We start from the raw sequence: 17,504 nt of genomic DNA on the forward strand, positions 1-17,504 counted from the left end.
CGCCTCCCCCGAGCAGCACGGCTCCTGCCGCCGGACGTTACGGCCGGCGGCGCGGCGGGGCGGCGCCCGACGCGGGGGCTTGCCCGTTCCTTGGCCGTACCTAGGCCGGGCCGATCTCCGGACGCGAGGGCGGCCGGCGGGGGCTACGGGCACGCGTCCCGCAGGCGGCCGGCGAGCGTGCGGATGTGGCCGATCAGCTCGGGCGGCTCGTGCACGGTGAACGGAGCGCCGATGAGCCCGACGTACAGCGCCAGCTCGTCGAGCGAGTCGGACCCGCAGGTCAGCGTGCACGTGTCCGGGTCGAGCGGCTCGACCGTACCGGCCGTCGGCGGGATGCGCTCGGCGACCGCCGCGGCCGGCGCGCGGACCGTGAAGCGGGCCTGGTAGCGGTACGGCGCGCTGGACACGCCGCGCGAGGTGTAGCCCGCGAGGTCCTCGGCGGGCGGCTCGCGCGGGACGAAGCGCGGGCCGTTCGGGGTGCGGAGTTCGATCCGGTCGACGCGGAACGTCCGCCAGGCGTCGCGCCCGTTGTCGTACGCGATCAGGTACCAGCGGCGGCCGGTGGCCACGAGCCGGTACGGCTCCACCGCGCGGGGCGTGGTGGAGCCGTCGTGGGCGCGGTAGTCGAACCGCAGCCCCTCATGGTCGCGGCAGGCGGCCGCGATGGCGGTGAGGGTCTCGGCGGCGACCTGCGGGCCGCCGGCCGGCATCGCGACCGTCATGGACTCCAGCGTCCGGACGCGGTGCCGCAGCCGGGACGGGAGCACCCGCTCCAGCTTGGCCAGCGCCCGTACGGAGGTCTCCGCGATGCCGGTCACGGTGCCGGACGCGGCGGTGCGCAGCCCCACGGCGACGGCCACCGCCTCCTCGTCGTCGAGCAGCAGCGGCGGCAGCTCCGTCCCGGCGCCGAGCCGGTAGCCGGGGACGCCGGCGGTGGCGTCCACGGGGTAGCCGAGTTCGCGCAGCCGGTCGATGTCCCGGCGGACGGTGCGCGGCGTGACGCCCAGCCGGTCGGCCAGCTCCGGGCCGGACCAGTGGCGGTACGTCTGGAGGAGCGACAGCAGCTTCAGCAGGCGAGCGGACGTTTCCAGCACGCCCCCATGCTGCCGCACCCCTAGGACGATTCCCGTCCTAGGGGTGCGGCGGGGCGCCGCCCGGCCTCTCGGCGTGGGCTCAGGACTTCGACAGCGTCAGGCCGCTCGCCGGGGCGACCGTGAGGGCGTCGGCGGCCTCGTCCAGATCGACGACCACCTCGTCCCCGTCGCGGACCTCGCCGGCGAGCAGCTCGCGGGCCAGCTGGTCGCCGATCGCCGTCTGCACGAGGCGGCGCAGCGGCCGCGCCCCGTACAGCGGGTCGTAGCCGGTCAGGGCCAGCCACTCGCGGGCGGCCTCGGTCACCGTCAGCGTGAGCTGCCGGTCGGCCAGGCGCGCCGCGAGCCGCTCCACCTGGAGATCGACGATCCGGGTCAGCTCCCGCGTCGACAGCGCGTCGAAGAGGATCACGTCGTCCAGCCGGTTGAGGAACTCCGGCTTGAACGCGGCGCGCACCGCGGTCATGACGGCGTCCTTCTTCGCGCCGTTCTCCATCGTCGGGTCGACGAGGAACTGCGACCCGAGGTTGGAGGTCATGATCAGGATGGTGTTGCGGAAGTCGACCGTACGGCCCTGGCCGTCGGTGAGGCGCCCGTCGTCGAGGACCTGGAGGAGGATGTCGAAGACCTCCGGGTGGGCCTTCTCCACCTCGTCCAGCAGGACCGCGCTGTACGGGCGGCGCCGCACGGCCTCGGTGAGCTGGCCGCCCTCCTCGTACCCGACGTATCCGGGCGGGGCGCCGACGAGGCGGGCCACCGAGTGCTTCTCGGAGTACTCGCTCATGTCGATGCGGGTGATCGCCCGCTCGTCGTCGAACAGGAACTCCGCGAGCGCCTTGGCCAGCTCGGTCTTGCCGACGCCGGTCGGGCCGAGGAAGAGGAACGAGCCGATCGGCCGGTCCGGGTCGGAGATGCCGGCGCGGGCGCGGCGCACCGCGTCCGACACGGTGCGGACGGCGGCCTCCTGGCCGATCAGCCGCTGCCCCAGCTCGTCCTCCATGCGCAGCAGCTTGGCCGTCTCGCCTTCGAGGAGGCGGCCGGCGGGGATGCCGGTCCAGGACGCGACCACGTCGGCGACGTCGTCCGGCCCGACCTCCTCCTTGACCATCGCGTCGCGGTTCTCGCCGTCGGCCTGCTCGGACGCCTCCTGGAGCTGCTTCTCCAGCGCCGGGATCTCGCCGTACGACAGCCGCGCCGAGGTCTCCAGGTCGCCGTCGCGCTGGGCGCGCTCGGCCTCGCCGCGGAGCTGGTCGATGCGCTCCTTGATCTCGCCGACCCGGTTCAGCCCGGCCTTCTCCCGCTCCCACCGGCCGACCAGGGCGTTCAGCTGCTCCTGGCGGTCGGCGAGGTCGCGGCGGAGCCGTTCGAGGCGCTGCCTGGACGCCTCGTCGGTCTCCTTGCCGATCGCCATCTCCTCCATCTTGAGGCGGTCGACGGAGCGCTGCAGCTCGTCGATCTCCACCGGACGGGAGTCGATCTCCATCCGCAGCCGGGACGCCGACTCGTCCACCAGGTCGATCGCCTTGTCGGGCAGGAAGCGGGACGTGATGTAGCGGTCGGAGAGGGTCGCCGCGGCGACGAGGGCCGAGTCGTTGATCTGCACCTTGTGGTGCGCCTCGTACCGGCCCTTGAGCCCGCGCAGGATCGCGACCGTGTCCTCGACCGTCGGCTCGCCGACCATGACCTGCTGGAACCGGCGCTCCAGCGCCGGGTCCTTCTCGATCCGCTCGCGGTACTCGTCCAGCGTCGTCGCGCCGATCATGCGCAGCTCGCCGCGCGCCAGCATCGGCTTCAGCATGTTGCCGGCGTCCATCGCGCCCTCGGCCGCGCCCGCCCCGACGACGGTGTGCAGCTCGTCGATGAACGTGACGACCTGCCCGTCGCTCTCCTTGATCTCATTCAGGACGGCCTTCAGCCGCTCCTCGAACTCGCCGCGGTACTTCGCGCCCGCGACCATCGCGCCGAGGTCCAGCGACACCAGCCGCTTGCCGCGCAGCGACTCGGGCACGTCGCCCGCGATGATGCGCTGCGCCAGGCCCTCGACGACGGCGGTCTTGCCGACGCCGGGCTCGCCGATCAGCACCGGGTTGTTCTTGGTACGGCGCGACAGCACCTGCACCACCCGGCGGATCTCCGCGTCCCGGCCGATCACCGGGTCGAGCCGCCCGTCGCGGGCGGCGGCGGTGAGGTCGACGCCGTACTTCTCCAGCGACTGGTACGTGTCCTCGGGGTTCTCGCTGGTCACGCGCGCGTGCCCGCGGACCTTCTCGAACGCCTCCAGCAGCGCCTGCGGCGTCGCGCCGGCCTCCTTCAGCAGCCCCGCGGCCGGGCCCCCGTCGGCGGCCAGGCCGACGAGCAGGTGCTCGGTCGAGACGTACTCGTCCTCCAGCTGCTTGGCGCGGTTGGCCGCCGTGTTCACCGCGACGATCGTCTGCCGCGCCATCTGCGGCGACGAGACGGTCGAACCGGCCGCCTTCGGCATGTTCGCCAGCTGCTCCTCGGCGCGCCGGCGCAGCGCCTGCCAGTCCGTGCCGACCGCCTCCAGCAGCGGTACGGCCGTCCCCTCGGGCTGGCCGATCAGCGCCACCAGCAGGTGCTGGGGCTCCACCTGGGGGTGTCCCTCGGCCGCCGCCCGGCGGACCGCGACCGACACCGCCTCCTGGCTCTTCTGCGTGAGCTTGTAATCCATCTCCGTCTTCCCCGTCCCCCCGGGTCAGTCCCTCTTGTGGTCGCGTTCCTGCCACACCACGACGCTGGTGTGGCGGATCGGCACCAGATCGCCGCCCGGAGCGCCACCGGCGTCGCCGCGCCGCCGCTGCTGCGCCAGGCGCGCCGCGACGGCACGGGTGGACTCGAGTTCGTTCGCCAGCTCCTCCAGAGCCGCGTGCGCCTTCGCCAGCTCGTCGCGGAGCATGACGTTGTCGCGCTGCAGTTCGAGGATGTGCTTGATGCCCGACAGGTTGATGCCCTCCTCCTGCGAGAGCCGCTGGATCTCGCGGAGCTGGACGATGTCGCGCATGGAGTAGCGGCGGCCCCGCCCGGCCGTGCGGCCGGGCGAGACCAGCCCCAGCCGGTCGTACGTGCGCAGCGTCTGCGGATGCAGGCCGGACAGCTGGGCGGCCACCGAGATCACGTAGACCGGCGTGTCGTCGCCGAACGGATCCATGGCTCGTTCACTCCTCCCGGGCCTGCTGGAGCAGCTCGCCGCGCAGGTCCTCGCCGGACCCGGAGTCGCGGAGCCGCTCCAGGGCCTCGCGCGTCTGGTCGTCGAGCTTCTGCGGCACCTGGACGTCCACCGTCACCAGCAGGTCGCCCTTGGTGCCGTCGCGCCGGGGCGCGCCCCGGCCGCGGACGCGGAACGTCCGGCCGTTCGGCGTGCCCTCCGGCAGCCGCAGCGTCACCGGCTGCCCCTGGAACGTCGGCACCCGGATCTCGGCGCCCAGCGCCGCCTCCGGGAACGTCACCGGCACCGACATCGTCAGGTTGTCGCCGCTCCGGCCGAACACCTTGTGCGGCCGGACCTTGATGTGCACGTACAGGTCGCCGGCCGGGCCGCCGCCCTCGCCCGGCGCGCCCTTGCCCTTCAGCCGGATCTTCTGGCCGTCGGCCACGCCCGCCGGGATCCGCGCCTGGATCGTCCGGGTACCGGTGGCCCGGCCGCTGCCGTGGCAGTTCGGGCACGGGTCGTCCACCACCAGGCCGCGGCCGCGGCACTCGCGGCACGGCTCCTGGAAGCCGAAGTTGCCCAGGTTGCGGGTCTCGTGCCCGGTGCCCTCGCAGTTGGGGCACACCCGCGGGACGGTGCCGGCCTTGGCGCCGGTGCCGCGGCAGTTCGGGCAGGCGGCCTCGCTGGTCAGCTTCAGCGGCACGGTCACGCCGTTCAGCGCGCGGCCGAACGACAGCGTCACCTCGGTCTCGACGTCCTGGCCGCGGCGCCCCCGGCGCGCACCGGCGGTCGTGCGGGTGCCCCCGCCGCCGCGGTTGAACAGCCCCCCGAACAGGTCCCCGAGCCGGTCGCCGGCGCCCCCCGCGCCGCCGCCCTGCTGGCCCTGCCCGAACAGGTCCCCCAGGTCGAAGCCGAAGCCCTCGCCCTGGCGGCCGCCGCGGAACCCGCCCGGCATCGACCGGACCGAGTCGTACTCCTTGCGGCGCTTCTCGTCCGAGAGGACGTCGTACGCCTCGGAGACCTCCTTGAAGCGGTCCTCCGCGTCGGTGTCGCCCTTGTTGGCGTCCGGGTGGTACTTGCGGGCCAGCTTCCGGTAGGACTTCTTGATCTCGTCCTGGGAGGCGTTCTTCGCGACACCGAGGACCTTGTAGTAGTCCTTCTCCAGGTAGTCCTTGGTGCTCACGGCGCCCCGCTCTCCCTCTTCTCGTGCCCTGCGTCAAGTCGTTCGTGGCCGGGGCGGCCCGGCCCGGGCCGGGCCGCCCCGGTGTCGCCCATCCCGGAGTCCGAGCGGATCCGGATCAGGACTCGTCGGCGGGGGCCTCGCCGCCGCCCGCCTCGGGCTCGGCCACCGCGACCCGCGCGGGCCGCAGCACCCGCTCGCCGATCCGGTAGCCGGGCTGGAGTACGTCCGAGACACTGGTCTCGGTGACGTCCGGCGAGAACGCGTGCATCAGCGCCTCGTGCACGGTCGGGTCGAAGGGCTCGCCCTTCTCGCCGTACCGCTCCAGGCCGAGCTTGCCGGTCACGGCCTCCAGCGCCTCGGCGACCGACTTGAACCCGCCGACCAGCTCCTCGTGGTCGCGGGCCCGGCCGATGTCGTCCAGGATCGGGAGCAGCTCGTTCAGCACGTTGGCCAGGGCCTGCTCGCGGACCGCGACCCGGTCCCGCTCGACCCGCCGGCGGTAGTTGTCGTACTCCGCCTTGAGCCGCTGCAGGTCCAGGGTGCGCTCGTCGAGCTGGGCCTGGAGCGCGGCCGCCTCGGGTCCCGCCTCCGGCGCCGTAGCGCCGGCCGGCGCACCGCCCTGCCCGGGGCCGGGCGGCGGCGCCGGGGCGGCCGGCGCCTCCGCCGGCTCCCGGACCGCGCCCGTCTCCGGGTCGATGCGCCGCTTGTCGCGGATCACCGGGCCCTCGCGCTCCTCGCCCTCGCCCTTGTTGGGAGGGGTCGTCACGCGGCACCGTCCTTCTTGTCCTTGTCGTCGTCCACGATCTCGGCGTCCACGACCTCGTCGTCCTGCGCGGTGTCGCCGCCCTGCGCGTCGGCCGTCGGGCCGGCGTCGCCGGCCTGCGCGCCCGCCTCGGGGTTCTGGGCGTACATCGCGGCGCCCATCTTCTGGCTGACCTGGGCCAGCTTCTCGGCGCTGGTGCGGATCGCGTCGACGTCGGTGCCTTCGAGGTTCTTCTTGACCTCGGCGACGGCCTCCTCGACCTCGGTCTTGAGCTCGGCGGGGACCTTCTCGTCGTTCTCGCGCAGGAACTTCTCGGTGGAGTAGGCGAGGGTGTCGGCCTGGTTGCGGACCTCGGCCTCCTCCTTGCGCCGGCGGTCCTCCTCGGCGTACTCCTCGGCCTCGCGCATCATCTTGTCGATGTCGTCCTTCGGCAGCGCCGAGCCGCCCGTGATGACCATCGACTGCTCACGGCCGGTGCCCTGGTCCTTCGCGGAGACGTTGACGATGCCGTTGGCGTCGATGTCGAACGTCACCTCGATCTGCGGGACGCCGCGCGGCGCCGGGGGCAGGCCGGTGAGCTGGAAGGTGCCGAGCTTCTTGTTGTACGCGGCGATCTCGCGCTCGCCCTGGAAGACCTGGATCTCCACGGACGGCTGGTTGTCGTCGGCCGTGGTGAAGGTCTCCGAGCGCTTGGTCGGGATCGTGGTGTTCCGCTCGATGATCTTGGTGAAGATGCCGCCCTTGGTCTCGATGCCGAGGCTGAGCGGGGTGACGTCGAGCAGCAGGACGTCCTTGACCTCGCCCTTGAGCACACCGGCCTGCAGGCTGGCGCCGATCGCGACGACCTCGTCGGGGTTGACGCCCTTGTTGGGCTCCTTGCCCCCGGTCAGCTCCTTGACCATCTCCGACACCGCGGGCATCCGGGTCGAGCCGCCCACCAGCACCACCTGGTTGATGTCGGACAGCTTGATGTTGGCGTCCTTGAGCACCTGCTGGAACGGCGCCTTGGTCCGCTCCAGCAGATCGGCCGTCATCCGCTGGAACTCCGCCCGCGTCAACTTCTCGTCCAGATGCAGCGGACCCTCCGCCGACGCGGTGATGTACGGCAGATTGATCTGCGTCTCCGACGACGACGACAGCTCGATCTTGGCCTTCTCCGCCGCCTCCCGCAGCCGCTGCAGCGCCATCTTGTCCTTGGCCAGATCCACCCCGTTGGCGTTCTTGAACCGCTCCACCAGCCAGTCCACGACCTTGGAGTCCCAGTCGTCACCGCCCAGGTGGTTGTCACCCGAGGTCGACTTGACCTCCACCACCCCGTCCCCGACCTCCAGCAGCGACACGTCGAACGTGCCGCCGCCCAGGTCGAACACCAGGATCGTGGCCTCGTTCTCCTTCTCCAGGTGATAGGCCAGCGCGGCCGAGGTCGGCTCGTTGATGATCCGCAGCACGTTCAGCCCGGCGATCTGCCCGGCCTCCTTGGTCGCCTGCCGCTGATGATCGGAGAAGTACGCCGGCACGGTGATCACCGCATCGGTCACCTTCTCCCCCAGGTAGGCCTCGGCGTCGCGCTTGAGCTTCTGCAGCACGAACGCGCTGATCTGCTGCGGCGTGAAATCCTTACCGTCGATCGAGGTCTTCCAGTCGGTGCCCATCTCCCGCTTGACCGACCGGATCGTGCGATCGACATTGGTCACCGCCTGCCGCTTGGCGACCTCACCGACCAGCACCTCACCGTTCTTGGCGAACGCCACCACCGACGGCGTGGTCCGCGACCCCTCCGCGTTGGCGATCACGGTGGGCTCGCCGCCCTCCAGAATCGCGACGACCGAGTTGGTCGTCCCCAGGTCGATACCGACCGCACGTGCCATGATCTCTCGTCCTCCGTGGTGGTCTTTCGCTTCCGTATGAACGCCCGGCCGCACCCGCTCCCCCCACGGGGCGCGGCCGGGTCGAGTCTCTGCTCGCTAGGGTGCCCCGCGGCATCCTCACTGTCAAATCACTTGAGTCGAGGAGACTCAACTTTGCTGACGCCTTCTACAACAGGACGGATGAGCCCTCTATTCCGGTTCCCTGGGACGCCCCTCGCGAAGGCAAATCATCGGTACGGATGAGTACGGGGTGACCGTCCTCCCCCATGAGAAGGACCTCGCATGACACCAAGCCAAGCCCCGGGCGACGACCCGCCACCCGGGGACGCGGAGCTGATCGAGGGGTCGCGGCAAGAGCCCGAGCTGTTCGCCGAGCTGTTCCACCGCTACTTCGACGAGATCCACGGCTATGTCGCCCGGCGGCTCGGCACCGACGCCGCCGACGACATAGCCGCCGAGACGTTCCTGGCCGCGTTCCGCCGCCGGGACCGCTTCGACCCGGCGAGAGGCGCCGTACGGCCCTGGCTGTACGGCATCGCCACCAACCTCGTCGGCCTGCACCGCCGCGCCGAGCGCCGCCGCTACCGAGCCCTCGCCCGTACCCCGGCCGACGGCGCCGCGCCGGGCCACGACGACCGCGTCGCCGCCTGGGTGACCGCGGGCGGGGCCGGCGGCGAACTGGCCAGGGCCCTCGCCCGGCTGTCGCCCGGCGAGCGCGACGTCCTGCTGCTGATCGCCCTCGCGGACTTCACGTACGACGAGGTCGCCGCGGCCCTGGACCTCAAGAACGGAACGGTGGCCTCCCGCCTTAACCGCGCCCGCAAGAAGCTGCGCGAGGCCCTGGACGGCGTCAACCCGATGCTCATCGCCGAGGAGTCGACTGCATGAACGAGACGAAGACGGTCCGCGACCTCCTTCCGGAGCCGCCGCCCCCGTCCGAACGCGCGACCGGGGCCGCTTTCAGGGCGCTGCAGGACGAGATCGCCGGACGCGGCGGCGCGCGCCGCACCCGGCGGCTCCCGTTCGGCCGGCTCCAGCTCGCCCTCACCGGCCTGGTCGCCGCGGGCGCCGCCGCCACCGTCGCCGTCGCCGCGCTGGGGGGCGGCGGGACGGTGGCGCCGCAGCCGGGCGCCGACGGATCCGCGCGTTCGATCCTGCTCGCCGCGGCCGAGCAGGCGGCCCAGGAACCCGAGGGGCGCTACTGGCGCGTCCAGACGATCGACGGCCAGGCGTACCGCGTCGGCAAGGGCGCCGGCGGCTACACCATCCTCGGGCACCAGTCGCAGTGGGACCGGTGGACGGCCCGTTCCACCTCCGACACCGACGTCCACTACGCCCGCGACCTGGGCGCCAAGCCGCTGACCCTGGCCGACAAGGCGGCCTGGCTCAAGGCCGGCTCGCCGGCGACCATGCGCGTGTGGTCGGACGACCGCTGGACGACCCTCAGCACCGTTCCGGGCAGGACCCCCGGCGCGCGCTCCGGCGGCTGGACGGCCGACAAGACCGACCCGGCCCGGAAGAAGCTGATGAACAAGAAGCGCGACGAGCGCTGCGCCCGGCCGGGCGACCCGTCGCTCCGGTGGAGCTGCCACGCGCGCAAGCAGGCCCCCGGCGACTGGCTGCACACCGCCGAGGACCCGAAGCAGGTCAAAGCGGTGCTCGGCACGGGCGACGCCGGAGGCCGCCTCATGGCCGGCTACGACTTCCTCACCCATCGGCCCGCCACACCGAAGGTCCGGGCCGCCGCCTTCCGCGCCCTGGCCGACGTCTCCGGCGTCCGCTCGATCGGCGAGGTCACCGACGACCGCGGCCGTACCGGCATCGGGCTGGCCGCCCGCGGCACCGCGGCCGGCACCGTGTACGACTACCAGCTCATCCTGAAGCCCGGCACGTACGAGCTCCTCGCCGGCCGCCGCGTCGTGGTGAAGCCCGGCGGAAAGATGGCCGGGATGCGCCCCGGCGACGTCCTCAGCCGCGAGCTCGTCCTCAGCGCCGGCTGGACGGACAAGTCCCCACGCCACCCCTGAACGCGACGGCCCGGTTCACCCCCCACCCACGAACCGGGCCCGTCCGTTCCTTGAGAAGGTTCAGGTGAATGCGCCGAAGTTACGCTGGGCTGAGTACCCGTACCGACTCGACCGGAGGCACCAGGAGCCATGCCCGCGATGACTCTGCCATTGCCGTCCGGTGACACCTGGACTCGGGCAGACTACGAGGCGCTGCCCGAAGACCTCCCAGTACGTGTGAGGCTCATCCACGGACAACTCGTCGTGAGCCCACGGCCCCGCCCGATCCACCGGCGCATCGCGCGGCGTCTGGCGACCCGTATCGAAGACGCGGCCCCTGACGCCTGGCAGGTCGACACGGATGTGGACGTGCTCCTGGACGACGACGAAGTGGAGCCGGTCGAGATCGCCCCCGACATCGTCGTCTACTCGGCCGAACACGACCCGTACGAACGTCCCATTCACGCAGAGTCGGTCACCCTCGTCGCCGAGGTGGTGTCACCGTCGACCAAGCGGAAGGACCGGCGGATGCAGCCGGCTCTGTATGCGGGGACGGGCATCCGGCACTACTGGCGGGTGGAAACCGACCAGACCGCACCGGCGTTCGCCGTCTACACCTACGAACTCGACGACGCCACCGGTGGATACGTCGCGACCGGCGTACACCACGGCCGCATCACCGCAACGCAGCCCTTCGCCCTCGACATCGACCTCAAGACCGTCCACGAACGCTGACACCACGGGCAAGCCACAGGGCACCAGGCCCGGCATCGGACATGTCCAAGGGCCCGGTTCACAACCCCAGCATCCGCCGTAGCAGGGATCGCCGTTTGGGCGGTGTCTGGCGCGCTGGGCCCCGCGGGGGTCTCGAAGGTGCGGGTCTCGGCCTCGGCGGCGCGGGGGTGCGCGCGTACCTCGGAACGCCCCGCCACCGGCCGAGCTCCTCCAGGCGGCGTCCCAGCTCGGCGGGGGAGGCGGCCTCGATCAGCCGGTCGCGCCCGTACCGGTCGCGGACCACCGCCCACCAGGAGCCGGTGTACTCGCCCCGCCACGCGCACACTCCCGGGAACCGGCGCGTCAGCTCGGCCAGGACCCGTTCCGGATTCAGCTCCAGCACCGTCCACGGCGCCGCGGCGGTCATCGTCCGGCTCCGTGGGAGCGTTCACCCAGGTACTCCAGCACGCGCAGCGCGGCGTCCGTCACCCGGTCGGCGGGCGCGATCGGCCAGCCCCACGACGTCCAGAACCACATCCGCCCGCCGTCCTCGGCCCGCTCCCGGCAGGTGACCGTGTCGCTCACCACCGTGCAGCAGCCCCGGACCTGCGGATTGCTCACCCTGAGGCCGCCCGCGTCCCGTTCCACAGTGAAGCCGCACGCGGTCAGGAAGTCGCCGAGCACTGCGAGCGGCCCGGTCTCGGTCGTACGATCGCCCATGGGTCCGACCTCCGTTGTCGGATCAAGGCCCCGGGCAAACGGTGCTGCAACACCGTCCGGGGCCGCTTTGTCTCTGGAGCGGGCAAGCACGCCCGCCGTCACCCAGTGAAGCGCCTCGGCACCGCAGAGTCACCGTGATAGGGACGGATAAGCGCGGATACGCAGCGCATCCGCGAATATCCGCCGCCCGGCTTGCATCCGGTACCTGGGTACAGGCTTACCGTCGAAGGCATGGACCTACAGCGGGTGCCGGACGACGCAGGTCAGGACATGGAATGGACGCCGCGCGCGTGCACGCTGCCGACCGCCGAGCGGCCGCTGCGGCTGGCGGAGTTCGACGCGCTGTTCGCCGAAGCGGTGACCCGGGTGCGGCCCACGGGTCCAGGCCAGGTGCGCCTGGAACTGCGCCCCGACCCGGCGGTCGCCGCACGAGCGGCCGAACTGGCCACCCGCGAGACCGGGTGCTGCTCCTTCTTCACCTTCACCCTGACCACCACCGGCGGCGCGCTAGCTCTGGACGTCACCGTCGACGAGCCGCACATCGAGGTACTGGACGCGCTGGCCGCCCGCGCCGCCGACAGGAGCACCGCGGGGACGCGGCCATGACCACCGGCGGCCGGTTGCGCAGCGGGCAGGTCGCGGCCGCGGCCGGAGTGAACCAGCAGACGCTGCGCTACTACGAGCGCCGCGGCCTCCTGAACGAGCCGGACCGCACCCCCGGCGGGCACCGGCTGTATCCCGCCGAGGCGGTGACGACGCTGCGTGTCATCAAGACCGCGCAACGGCTCGGCTTCACCCTGGACGAGGTAGCCGAACTCCTGGAGGCCGGCACCCACCGCCACCGGCGCCCTGACACCGGCCTGCGCGACCGCGCTCACACCAAGCTCACCGAGGTCGAAGCCAGAATCACCGGCCTCCAGGCCATCGCGGCCACACTGCGCCAGGCCCTGGCCGCCGGGTGCGACGACCTCCTCACCTGCGCCGCCGAGCAGGACTGCCCCCTGCCGTTCACCGACCTGGCCAACACCGGAGAGGCGCCGTGATGGCGAACGGATAAGCACGGACGCACCGCGTATCCGCGCTTATCCGCTGACCACGGCGAGCCCGCCTGTCCCGGCGGCAAGCAAACCCTCCCGCCGTCACTTCACGAAATAGTCCCGCGACTCACAGTCACCGTGATACGTACAGGTGAGCGCGGAAACGGCCTGCGTATCCGCGGATATCCGCAGATCACACGGAGGGTTGAGGCCATGCCAGCCCGCGACACCACCCGTACCGCCGCAATACTGCGCAACCGCCACAACACCGGCGGCTACACCGTCACCGGCCTCGCCGAACGCATCCGCGAGGTCGCCCCTGAACAGATCAGGCGAGAGCTCCCCAGCCGCCGAGACCTCGAACGCACCATCCGCGGCCACGAAGCGGGCGAGCATTCCGTCGGCCCCCGATACCGGCTCCTGTACGCCCTCGCGTACGGCACCACCGAGGACGAGCTTTTCGCCCCCTCCGAGTCAGAACAATCCGGACGGGGTAGCCATCAAGGCACAGACACTCCTCACGATTGGGACGAGATGGAGCGTCGACGCCTGCTGCTGGCGGCCCTCGGACTGGGCGCCGGCACGTTCGCCTCATCCGGAGAAGCCGTACGCCAACTGCTCGACCTCGCCGTGGACAGCGAGTCCCGCTCCATCGACGACTGGGTGATGACCTGCGTCGACCAGCTCCACGGCCTCCGCACCCGCCCGCCGCTCCAGGTACGCGAGAGCTTGAGCGTCGAACTGCTGGCCCTTCACCGCCAACTGAAGACTACGCGGGACAAGGACGTCCCCGAATTGCACCGGATCGCGGCGGCGCTCTCCACACTCCACGCGAACGTCCTGACCCGCCTGGGCGAGCACGGCCCCGCACTCCAATGGTGGCGCACGGCCAAGGCGGCCGCCGACGCGTCCGGCTACCTCGACGTACGCATGATGGTCCGTACCGAGGAAGCCGGTTTCGGCCTCTACGGCCAGCGCGACCTGCGAACCGTTTTCCGACTGGTGAACGCCGCAGAGCGACTCGCAGGCGACCGCCCTTCCTTCTGGAAGGCCGATCTATCAGGCACCCGAGCGAAGGCTCTCTCCCTCCTCGGCCGCCACGACGAAGCCCAGCGAGCACTGCACCTGTTCGTGCACTACGACGGAACGGATGGCCGCGCGAGCGTCTTCCCGACTCTCTGGACCTTCGACCAGCCGCACTTCGCGGAGAGCTGGGTCTACGGGGGCGCGGGGAAGGAGGCCGAGGCGGGCAGGGCTCGCGAGATCGTGCTCAGTCACAACCGTCCCGGCGAATACCTGTACATGACCAACGTCAAGCTCCACGCCGCCCGCTGCACCATCGTGAACGGCGGGATCGACGAGGGCGCTCGGATGGCGGCGGGCATACTCGATGCACTACCGATCCCGTACCGCAGCCAGTTGATCACCGAGACCGGCAAGGCCGTGCTCGGCACCATTCCGGGAGAGAAAAGGACGCGGCCCGCCGTACGGGAATTCGCAGAGCTCCTCGTGAAAACCGCTCCCGCTCCGAACGCCCTCCCCACAGCCTGAACCGCCGCACACTTGACGGTTTCGCGTACGTGTACGTCCAGGTCGCCGACCACATCGCCGCGCGCATCGCCGCCAGTGAACTGAAGCCCGGCCGCCTCCCCGCCAAGCGCGACCTCGCCGTGGAGTACGGCGTCGCCTGCGATCCGCGGGGCCCTGTAAGAACGCGGCCTCATCCTGACCGTGATGGGCTGCGGCACCCTCGTGGCCACGGCGCCATACACCGTCCAGGGCCGCCTCACCTCGGGAGCAAGCAACATCTCCCCGTCGTTACTTCACGAAAGGACGTCGCGACTCACAGTGACCGTGATACGTACAGGTGAGCGCGGAAACGGCCTGCGTATCCGCGGATATCCGCAGATCACACGGAGGGTTGAGGCCATGCCAGCCCGCGACACCACCCGTACCGCCGCAATACTGCGCAACCGCCGCAACACCGGCGGCTACACCGTCACCGGCCTCGCCGAACGCATCCGCGAAGTCGCTCCCGAGCGGATCCGACGAGAACTCCCCAAACCCCGAGATCTCGAACGAACGATCCGCGGCCACGAGGCCGCCGACCACGGCGTCGGGCCCCGCTATCGCCTCCTGTACGCCCTCGCGTACGGCACGACCGAGAACGAACTCTTCACCTATTCCGAGTCAGAATCACCCGACCTGGGTAGCGTCCAAAAGACGGACACTCCCCACGATTGGGGCGAGATGGAGCGTCGACGCCTGCTGCAGTTGGCCATCCTCAGCGTGGGTGCGGGAGGGTTCGCATCGCTCGGGGAGACGGCGCGCCAATTGCTGGACGCCGCCCTGACCAGCGCACCGCGCGGCATCGACGACTGGTATCTCGCCTGCGCCGACCACCTCTACGCCCTCCGTACGCGCCCACCGCAGGAGGCCCGCGAAGACCTCGTCCTCGACCTTTTCGCCCTCCAGCGGCAGATTCAGGGTGCGGGCGACGAGGACACCACGGAACTGCTGCGCGTACTGGCCGCCCTGTCGACCCTGCACGGCAACATCCTGACCCGGCTCGGGGAGCACGGTGCGGCGATCCGCTGGTGGCGTACGGGCCGGACGACGGCCGACGCCACCGGGGACCTTGACCTGCGCCTCATGGTCCGGCGCTCGGAGGCGGGCGCCGGTCTCTACGGGCAGCGCGATCCGGCGACCGTGCTGCACCTCACGCGCCAGGTCCAGCAGATCGCGGGAAGCCGTCCTTCTCTCGGCGTGGCCCTCATCGCCGGTACGCAGGCGAAGGCGCTCTCCCTCCTCGGCAGGCATGCGGAGGCCAAGCGAGTGCTGCGCGGATTCGTGAACGCCGCCCCCGACGACTGGCCTTCGGATCTCATCCCCGCCTACTGGACCAGCGACCAGATCCGCTTCACCCAGAGCTGGGTCCATGCGGCGGCCGGCGAGGAGCAAGCGGCGGACACCGCGCGGGACCAGGTCCTGGCCCACCCGTTCCTCGACTACCAGTACATCGCGAACGTCCGGCTTCACGAGGCCCTCTGCACGGTCGCGACCGGCGGTGTCGACCAGGGCGCCCGGCAGGCCGCCGCCATTCTTGACGGGCTGCCGGGCTCGTACCGCAGCCAGATGATCACTGAGACCGGCAGAACGGTCCTGCGCGCCGTGCCTGCGGAAAAGCGGGAACGGCCCGCCGTGCGCGAGTTCGCCGACGTCCTCACCAGGACTGCCCCCGCGCCGCAGGTCGCGTCCGCGACCTGAGCAGAAACGGCACCTTTCGATTGGGACGAGATGGAGCGTCGCCTACTGCTGCTGGCCGCCCTCGGGTTGAGTGCCGGAGCGGTCGCTTCGCCCGGAGTATCCGTTCGCGACCTGCTCACCCTGGCCCTGAACAGCAGGGCCCGATCCGTCGAGGACTGGGAACTGGCCTGCGACGACCATCTGCACGCGCTGCGCACCCGTCCGCCCGTACAGGTACGGAACGACCTCATGGTGGACCTGCTCGCGCTCCAGCGGCAGCTCCATGCCGCCGGTGAAGACGACCGCGATCTCCAGCTTGTCGTGGCCGCGCTCTCGACCCTGCACGCGGCCGCGCTGACGCGTCTCGGCGAGCACGGCTCCGCGATCCAGTGGTGGCGTACCGCGAAGGCCGCGGCCGATGTGTCCGGGGACCTCGAACTTCGCCTCGGCATCCGCGCCACGGAAGCGGGTCACGGCTTGTACGGCCAGCGTGACGCGGGGACCGTCCTGCGGCTCACTCAGAGCGCCCAGCAGATCGCGGGGCGGGCACCGTCCACGGGCATGGCCCTGGTCGCCTGCTCGCAGGCGAAAGCCCTCGCCCTTCTCGGTCGTCGCGGGGAAGCTCGCCGCGTACTGAACACCTACCGCGACCTGGCCGCCACAGCGCCCGCCCCGAAAGGCGTCATGCCGGGTTACTGGAACAACGGGCATCTGCATTTCGCCGAGAACATGGTCTTCGCCGGGGTCGGCGACGAGAAGCAGGCGTCCCGCGCTAGCGAACTCGTGCTGGCCTCGTCCAATCCGGACTACCAGGTATCCGTCCAGGTGCGCCTGCACGACGCGCTCTGCACGGCGGTGGCCGGCGGCATCGACCAGGGCGCCCGGCAGGCCGCCGAGATTCTCGACGGGCTGCCGGGCTCGTACCGCAGCCAGATGATCACTGAGACCGGCAGAACGGTCCTGCGCGCCGTCCCTGCGGATAAGCGGGAGCGGCCCGCTGTGCGCGAGTTCGCCGAGATTCTTGTCAGGTCTGCCCCTACCTCCTGAACCACGCCGACCGTGCGTGACCTCCGTGAGCACTTCGTCCCACGGGCTGGAAACCTTGTGGCGCAACGGGGCTCGTTACTCCATGTGGAGTGTGAACGGCGGGTCGGCCAGGTAGTCGCCCGTCCAGGTGAAGATGTCTCCGTTCCGGACGATCCCGAGGCAGCCGGACACGGAGGAGGCGGTGAGGGACGCGCTGCCGGTGCCGTCGAGGTGCAGTTCCGCGGTCTCGTTGTCGTAGGTGCCCGGGATCGAGCCGGTGAACGAGGCGCTGCAGGCCGGTCCGTTGAGGTGCAGCGAGATGTTCGTCAGAACGACGTTGTTGACGTCGGGGTCCGCTGTCGGGGAGATGGCGGTGAGTTCCCAGGTGTTGCTCACGTACATCTCGAACACCATGCCGAACGGACCGCCGCATCTGGTGAATCCCTGGTCGTTCAGTAAGGCGATTCGCGGGTCGGGCCTGTTGATGAGCGCGCCGCCCATGTAGTGCTCCTCGCAGGCCAGCGTCGCGCCTCCGGGGGATACGAGCGACACCGAGAGCCCGCTGAACCAGACCAGGGTGCCGTGGGGTTCGGAGATGATCCAGCCGGTGGCCGAGGCGGGGCGGATCGTGAGGGAGAGGGCCGCGGCGAGCGCGGTCAGCAAGATAACGATGCGTCTCATGAT

Annotated in this window: 17 protein-coding genes; 8 read left to right on the forward strand and 9 right to left on the reverse strand. The window is 71.1% G+C overall.

All coding sequences use genetic code 11. From position 1 onward, the window contains the following. Positions 1-143 precede the first annotated feature (143 nt). From AB0881_RS20915 to dnaK, 6 genes are all read right to left on the reverse strand, one after another. The gene (locus AB0881_RS20915) at positions 144-1,094 is read right to left on the reverse strand and encodes a YafY family protein (protein WP_366618919.1); all 951 of its coding nucleotides are present in this window, start codon (positions 1,092-1,094) and stop codon (positions 144-146) included. A 79-nt stretch (positions 1,095-1,173) separates the two neighbouring features. Next, a complete protein-coding gene (clpB, locus tag AB0881_RS20920; protein WP_366618921.1) occupies positions 1,174-3,780 on the reverse strand; it encodes an ATP-dependent chaperone ClpB in 2,607 nt (868 codons plus the stop codon). A gap of 24 nt (positions 3,781-3,804) precedes the next feature. Next, positions 3,805-4,257 (reverse strand): helix-turn-helix transcriptional regulator, encoded by a 453-nt coding sequence (locus tag AB0881_RS20925; RefSeq protein WP_366618923.1) that lies wholly within the window; start codon positions 4,255-4,257, stop codon positions 3,805-3,807. A 7-nt stretch (positions 4,258-4,264) separates the two neighbouring features. Then, the gene (gene dnaJ / locus AB0881_RS20930) at positions 4,265-5,440 is read right to left on the reverse strand and encodes a molecular chaperone DnaJ (protein WP_366618925.1); all 1,176 of its coding nucleotides are present in this window, start codon (positions 5,438-5,440) and stop codon (positions 4,265-4,267) included. Positions 5,441-5,555: 115 nt separating this feature from the next. After that, positions 5,556-6,206 carry a nucleotide exchange factor GrpE gene (gene grpE / locus AB0881_RS20935; RefSeq protein WP_366618927.1) on the reverse strand — a complete coding sequence of 217 codons (651 nt, stop codon included), beginning with the start codon at positions 6,204-6,206 and terminating at the stop codon, positions 5,556-5,558. Beyond that, positions 6,203-8,071, reverse strand: coding sequence for a molecular chaperone DnaK (gene dnaK / locus AB0881_RS20940; protein WP_366618928.1), 1,869 nt, complete (start codon positions 8,069-8,071; stop codon positions 6,203-6,205). The genes grpE and dnaK overlap by 4 nt, the downstream gene beginning before the upstream one ends. 282 nt (positions 8,072-8,353) lie before the next feature. On the opposite strand from dnaK, the gene AB0881_RS20945 reads away from it, so the two are divergent. The 3 genes from AB0881_RS20945 (at position 8,354) to AB0881_RS20955 (ending at position 10,812) form a co-directional block, all read left to right on the forward strand. Continuing rightward, positions 8,354-8,959, forward strand: a complete 606-nt coding sequence (locus tag AB0881_RS20945) for an RNA polymerase sigma factor (RefSeq protein ID WP_366618929.1) — start codon at positions 8,354-8,356, stop codon at positions 8,957-8,959. Then, on the forward strand, positions 8,956-10,098 hold the full coding sequence (locus AB0881_RS20950) for a hypothetical protein (RefSeq protein ID WP_366618931.1): 1,143 nt from the start codon (positions 8,956-8,958) through the stop codon (positions 10,096-10,098). The genes AB0881_RS20945 and AB0881_RS20950 overlap by 4 nt, the downstream gene beginning before the upstream one ends. Before the next feature lie 129 nt (positions 10,099-10,227). After that, entirely contained in the window at positions 10,228-10,812 is a 585-nt protein-coding gene (locus AB0881_RS20955; protein WP_366618933.1) for a Uma2 family endonuclease, read from the forward strand. Between the two features lie 58 nt (positions 10,813-10,870). Here the strand turns inward: AB0881_RS20955 and AB0881_RS20960 are convergent, their stop codons facing one another. Both AB0881_RS20960 and AB0881_RS20965 read right to left on the reverse strand, forming a co-directional pair. After that, positions 10,871-11,218: a hypothetical protein gene (locus AB0881_RS20960; protein ID WP_366618934.1), complete on the reverse strand. Its 348-nt coding sequence runs from the start codon at positions 11,216-11,218 to the stop codon at positions 10,871-10,873. Beyond that, positions 11,215-11,511, reverse strand: a complete 297-nt coding sequence (locus AB0881_RS20965; RefSeq protein WP_366618936.1) for a hypothetical protein — start codon at positions 11,509-11,511, stop codon at positions 11,215-11,217. Before AB0881_RS20965 ends, AB0881_RS20960 begins: the two co-directional genes overlap by 4 nt. 231 nt (positions 11,512-11,742) lie before the next feature. Here AB0881_RS20965 and AB0881_RS20970 point away from each other — a divergent pair, with 231 nt between their 5' ends. The 5 genes from AB0881_RS20970 to AB0881_RS20990 all read left to right on the forward strand — a co-directional run bounded on the left by AB0881_RS20970 (position 11,743) and on the right by AB0881_RS20990 (position 16,841). Continuing rightward, on the forward strand, positions 11,743-12,117 hold the full coding sequence (locus tag AB0881_RS20970) for a hypothetical protein (protein WP_366618938.1): 375 nt from the start codon (positions 11,743-11,745) through the stop codon (positions 12,115-12,117). Then, positions 12,114-12,554, forward strand: a complete 441-nt coding sequence (locus AB0881_RS20975; protein WP_366618940.1) for a MerR family transcriptional regulator — start codon at positions 12,114-12,116, stop codon at positions 12,552-12,554. Before AB0881_RS20970 ends, AB0881_RS20975 begins: the two co-directional genes overlap by 4 nt. A 207-nt stretch (positions 12,555-12,761) precedes the next feature. Continuing rightward, positions 12,762-14,099 carry a hypothetical protein gene (locus AB0881_RS20980; protein WP_366618941.1) on the forward strand — a complete coding sequence of 446 codons (1,338 nt, stop codon included), beginning with the start codon at positions 12,762-12,764 and terminating at the stop codon, positions 14,097-14,099. Positions 14,100-14,477: 378 nt separating this feature from the next. Beyond that, positions 14,478-15,815 (forward strand): hypothetical protein, encoded by a 1,338-nt coding sequence (locus AB0881_RS20985; RefSeq protein ID WP_366618942.1) that lies wholly within the window; start codon positions 14,478-14,480, stop codon positions 15,813-15,815. A 30-nt stretch (positions 15,816-15,845) separates the two neighbouring features. Continuing rightward, a complete protein-coding gene (locus AB0881_RS20990) occupies positions 15,846-16,841 on the forward strand; it encodes a hypothetical protein (RefSeq protein WP_366618943.1) in 996 nt (331 codons plus the stop codon). Between the two features lie 75 nt (positions 16,842-16,916). Here AB0881_RS20990 and AB0881_RS20995 read toward each other — a convergent pair whose 3' ends face one another. After that, on the reverse strand, positions 16,917-17,501 hold the full coding sequence (locus AB0881_RS20995; RefSeq protein ID WP_366618945.1) for a hypothetical protein: 585 nt from the start codon (positions 17,499-17,501) through the stop codon (positions 16,917-16,919). Positions 17,502-17,504 lie beyond the last annotated feature (3 nt).

This window comes from Spirillospora sp. NPDC029432 (genome assembly GCF_040703975.1).
Classification (GTDB): domain Bacteria; phylum Actinomycetota; class Actinomycetes; order Streptosporangiales; family Streptosporangiaceae; genus Spirillospora.

Coding starts and splice junctions, on each gene's coding strand:
- clpB (WP_366618921.1), bottom strand. CDS start 3,780: ATGGATTACAAGCTCACGCAGAAGAGCCAGGAGGCGGTGTCGGTCGCG.
- AB0881_RS20925 (WP_366618923.1), bottom strand. CDS start 4,257: ATGGATCCGTTCGGCGACGACACGCCGGTCTACGTGATCTCGGTGGCC.
- dnaK (WP_366618928.1), bottom strand. CDS start 8,071: ATGGCACGTGCGGTCGGTATCGACCTGGGGACGACCAACTCGGTCGTC.
- AB0881_RS20945 (WP_366618929.1), top strand. CDS start 8,354: ATGACACCAAGCCAAGCCCCGGGCGACGACCCGCCACCCGGGGACGCG.
- AB0881_RS20950 (WP_366618931.1), top strand. CDS start 8,956: ATGAACGAGACGAAGACGGTCCGCGACCTCCTTCCGGAGCCGCCGCCC.
- AB0881_RS20955 (WP_366618933.1), top strand. CDS start 10,228: ATGCCCGCGATGACTCTGCCATTGCCGTCCGGTGACACCTGGACTCGG.
- AB0881_RS20960 (WP_366618934.1), bottom strand. CDS start 11,218: ATGACCGCCGCGGCGCCGTGGACGGTGCTGGAGCTGAATCCGGAACGG.
- AB0881_RS20965 (WP_366618936.1), bottom strand. CDS start 11,511: ATGGGCGATCGTACGACCGAGACCGGGCCGCTCGCAGTGCTCGGCGAC.
- AB0881_RS20970 (WP_366618938.1), top strand. CDS start 11,743: ATGGACCTACAGCGGGTGCCGGACGACGCAGGTCAGGACATGGAATGG.
- AB0881_RS20975 (WP_366618940.1), top strand. CDS start 12,114: ATGACCACCGGCGGCCGGTTGCGCAGCGGGCAGGTCGCGGCCGCGGCC.
- AB0881_RS20980 (WP_366618941.1), top strand. CDS start 12,762: ATGCCAGCCCGCGACACCACCCGTACCGCCGCAATACTGCGCAACCGC.
- AB0881_RS20985 (WP_366618942.1), top strand. CDS start 14,478: ATGCCAGCCCGCGACACCACCCGTACCGCCGCAATACTGCGCAACCGC.
- AB0881_RS20990 (WP_366618943.1), top strand. CDS start 15,846: ATGGAGCGTCGCCTACTGCTGCTGGCCGCCCTCGGGTTGAGTGCCGGA.
- AB0881_RS20995 (WP_366618945.1), bottom strand. CDS start 17,501: ATGAGACGCATCGTTATCTTGCTGACCGCGCTCGCCGCGGCCCTCTCC.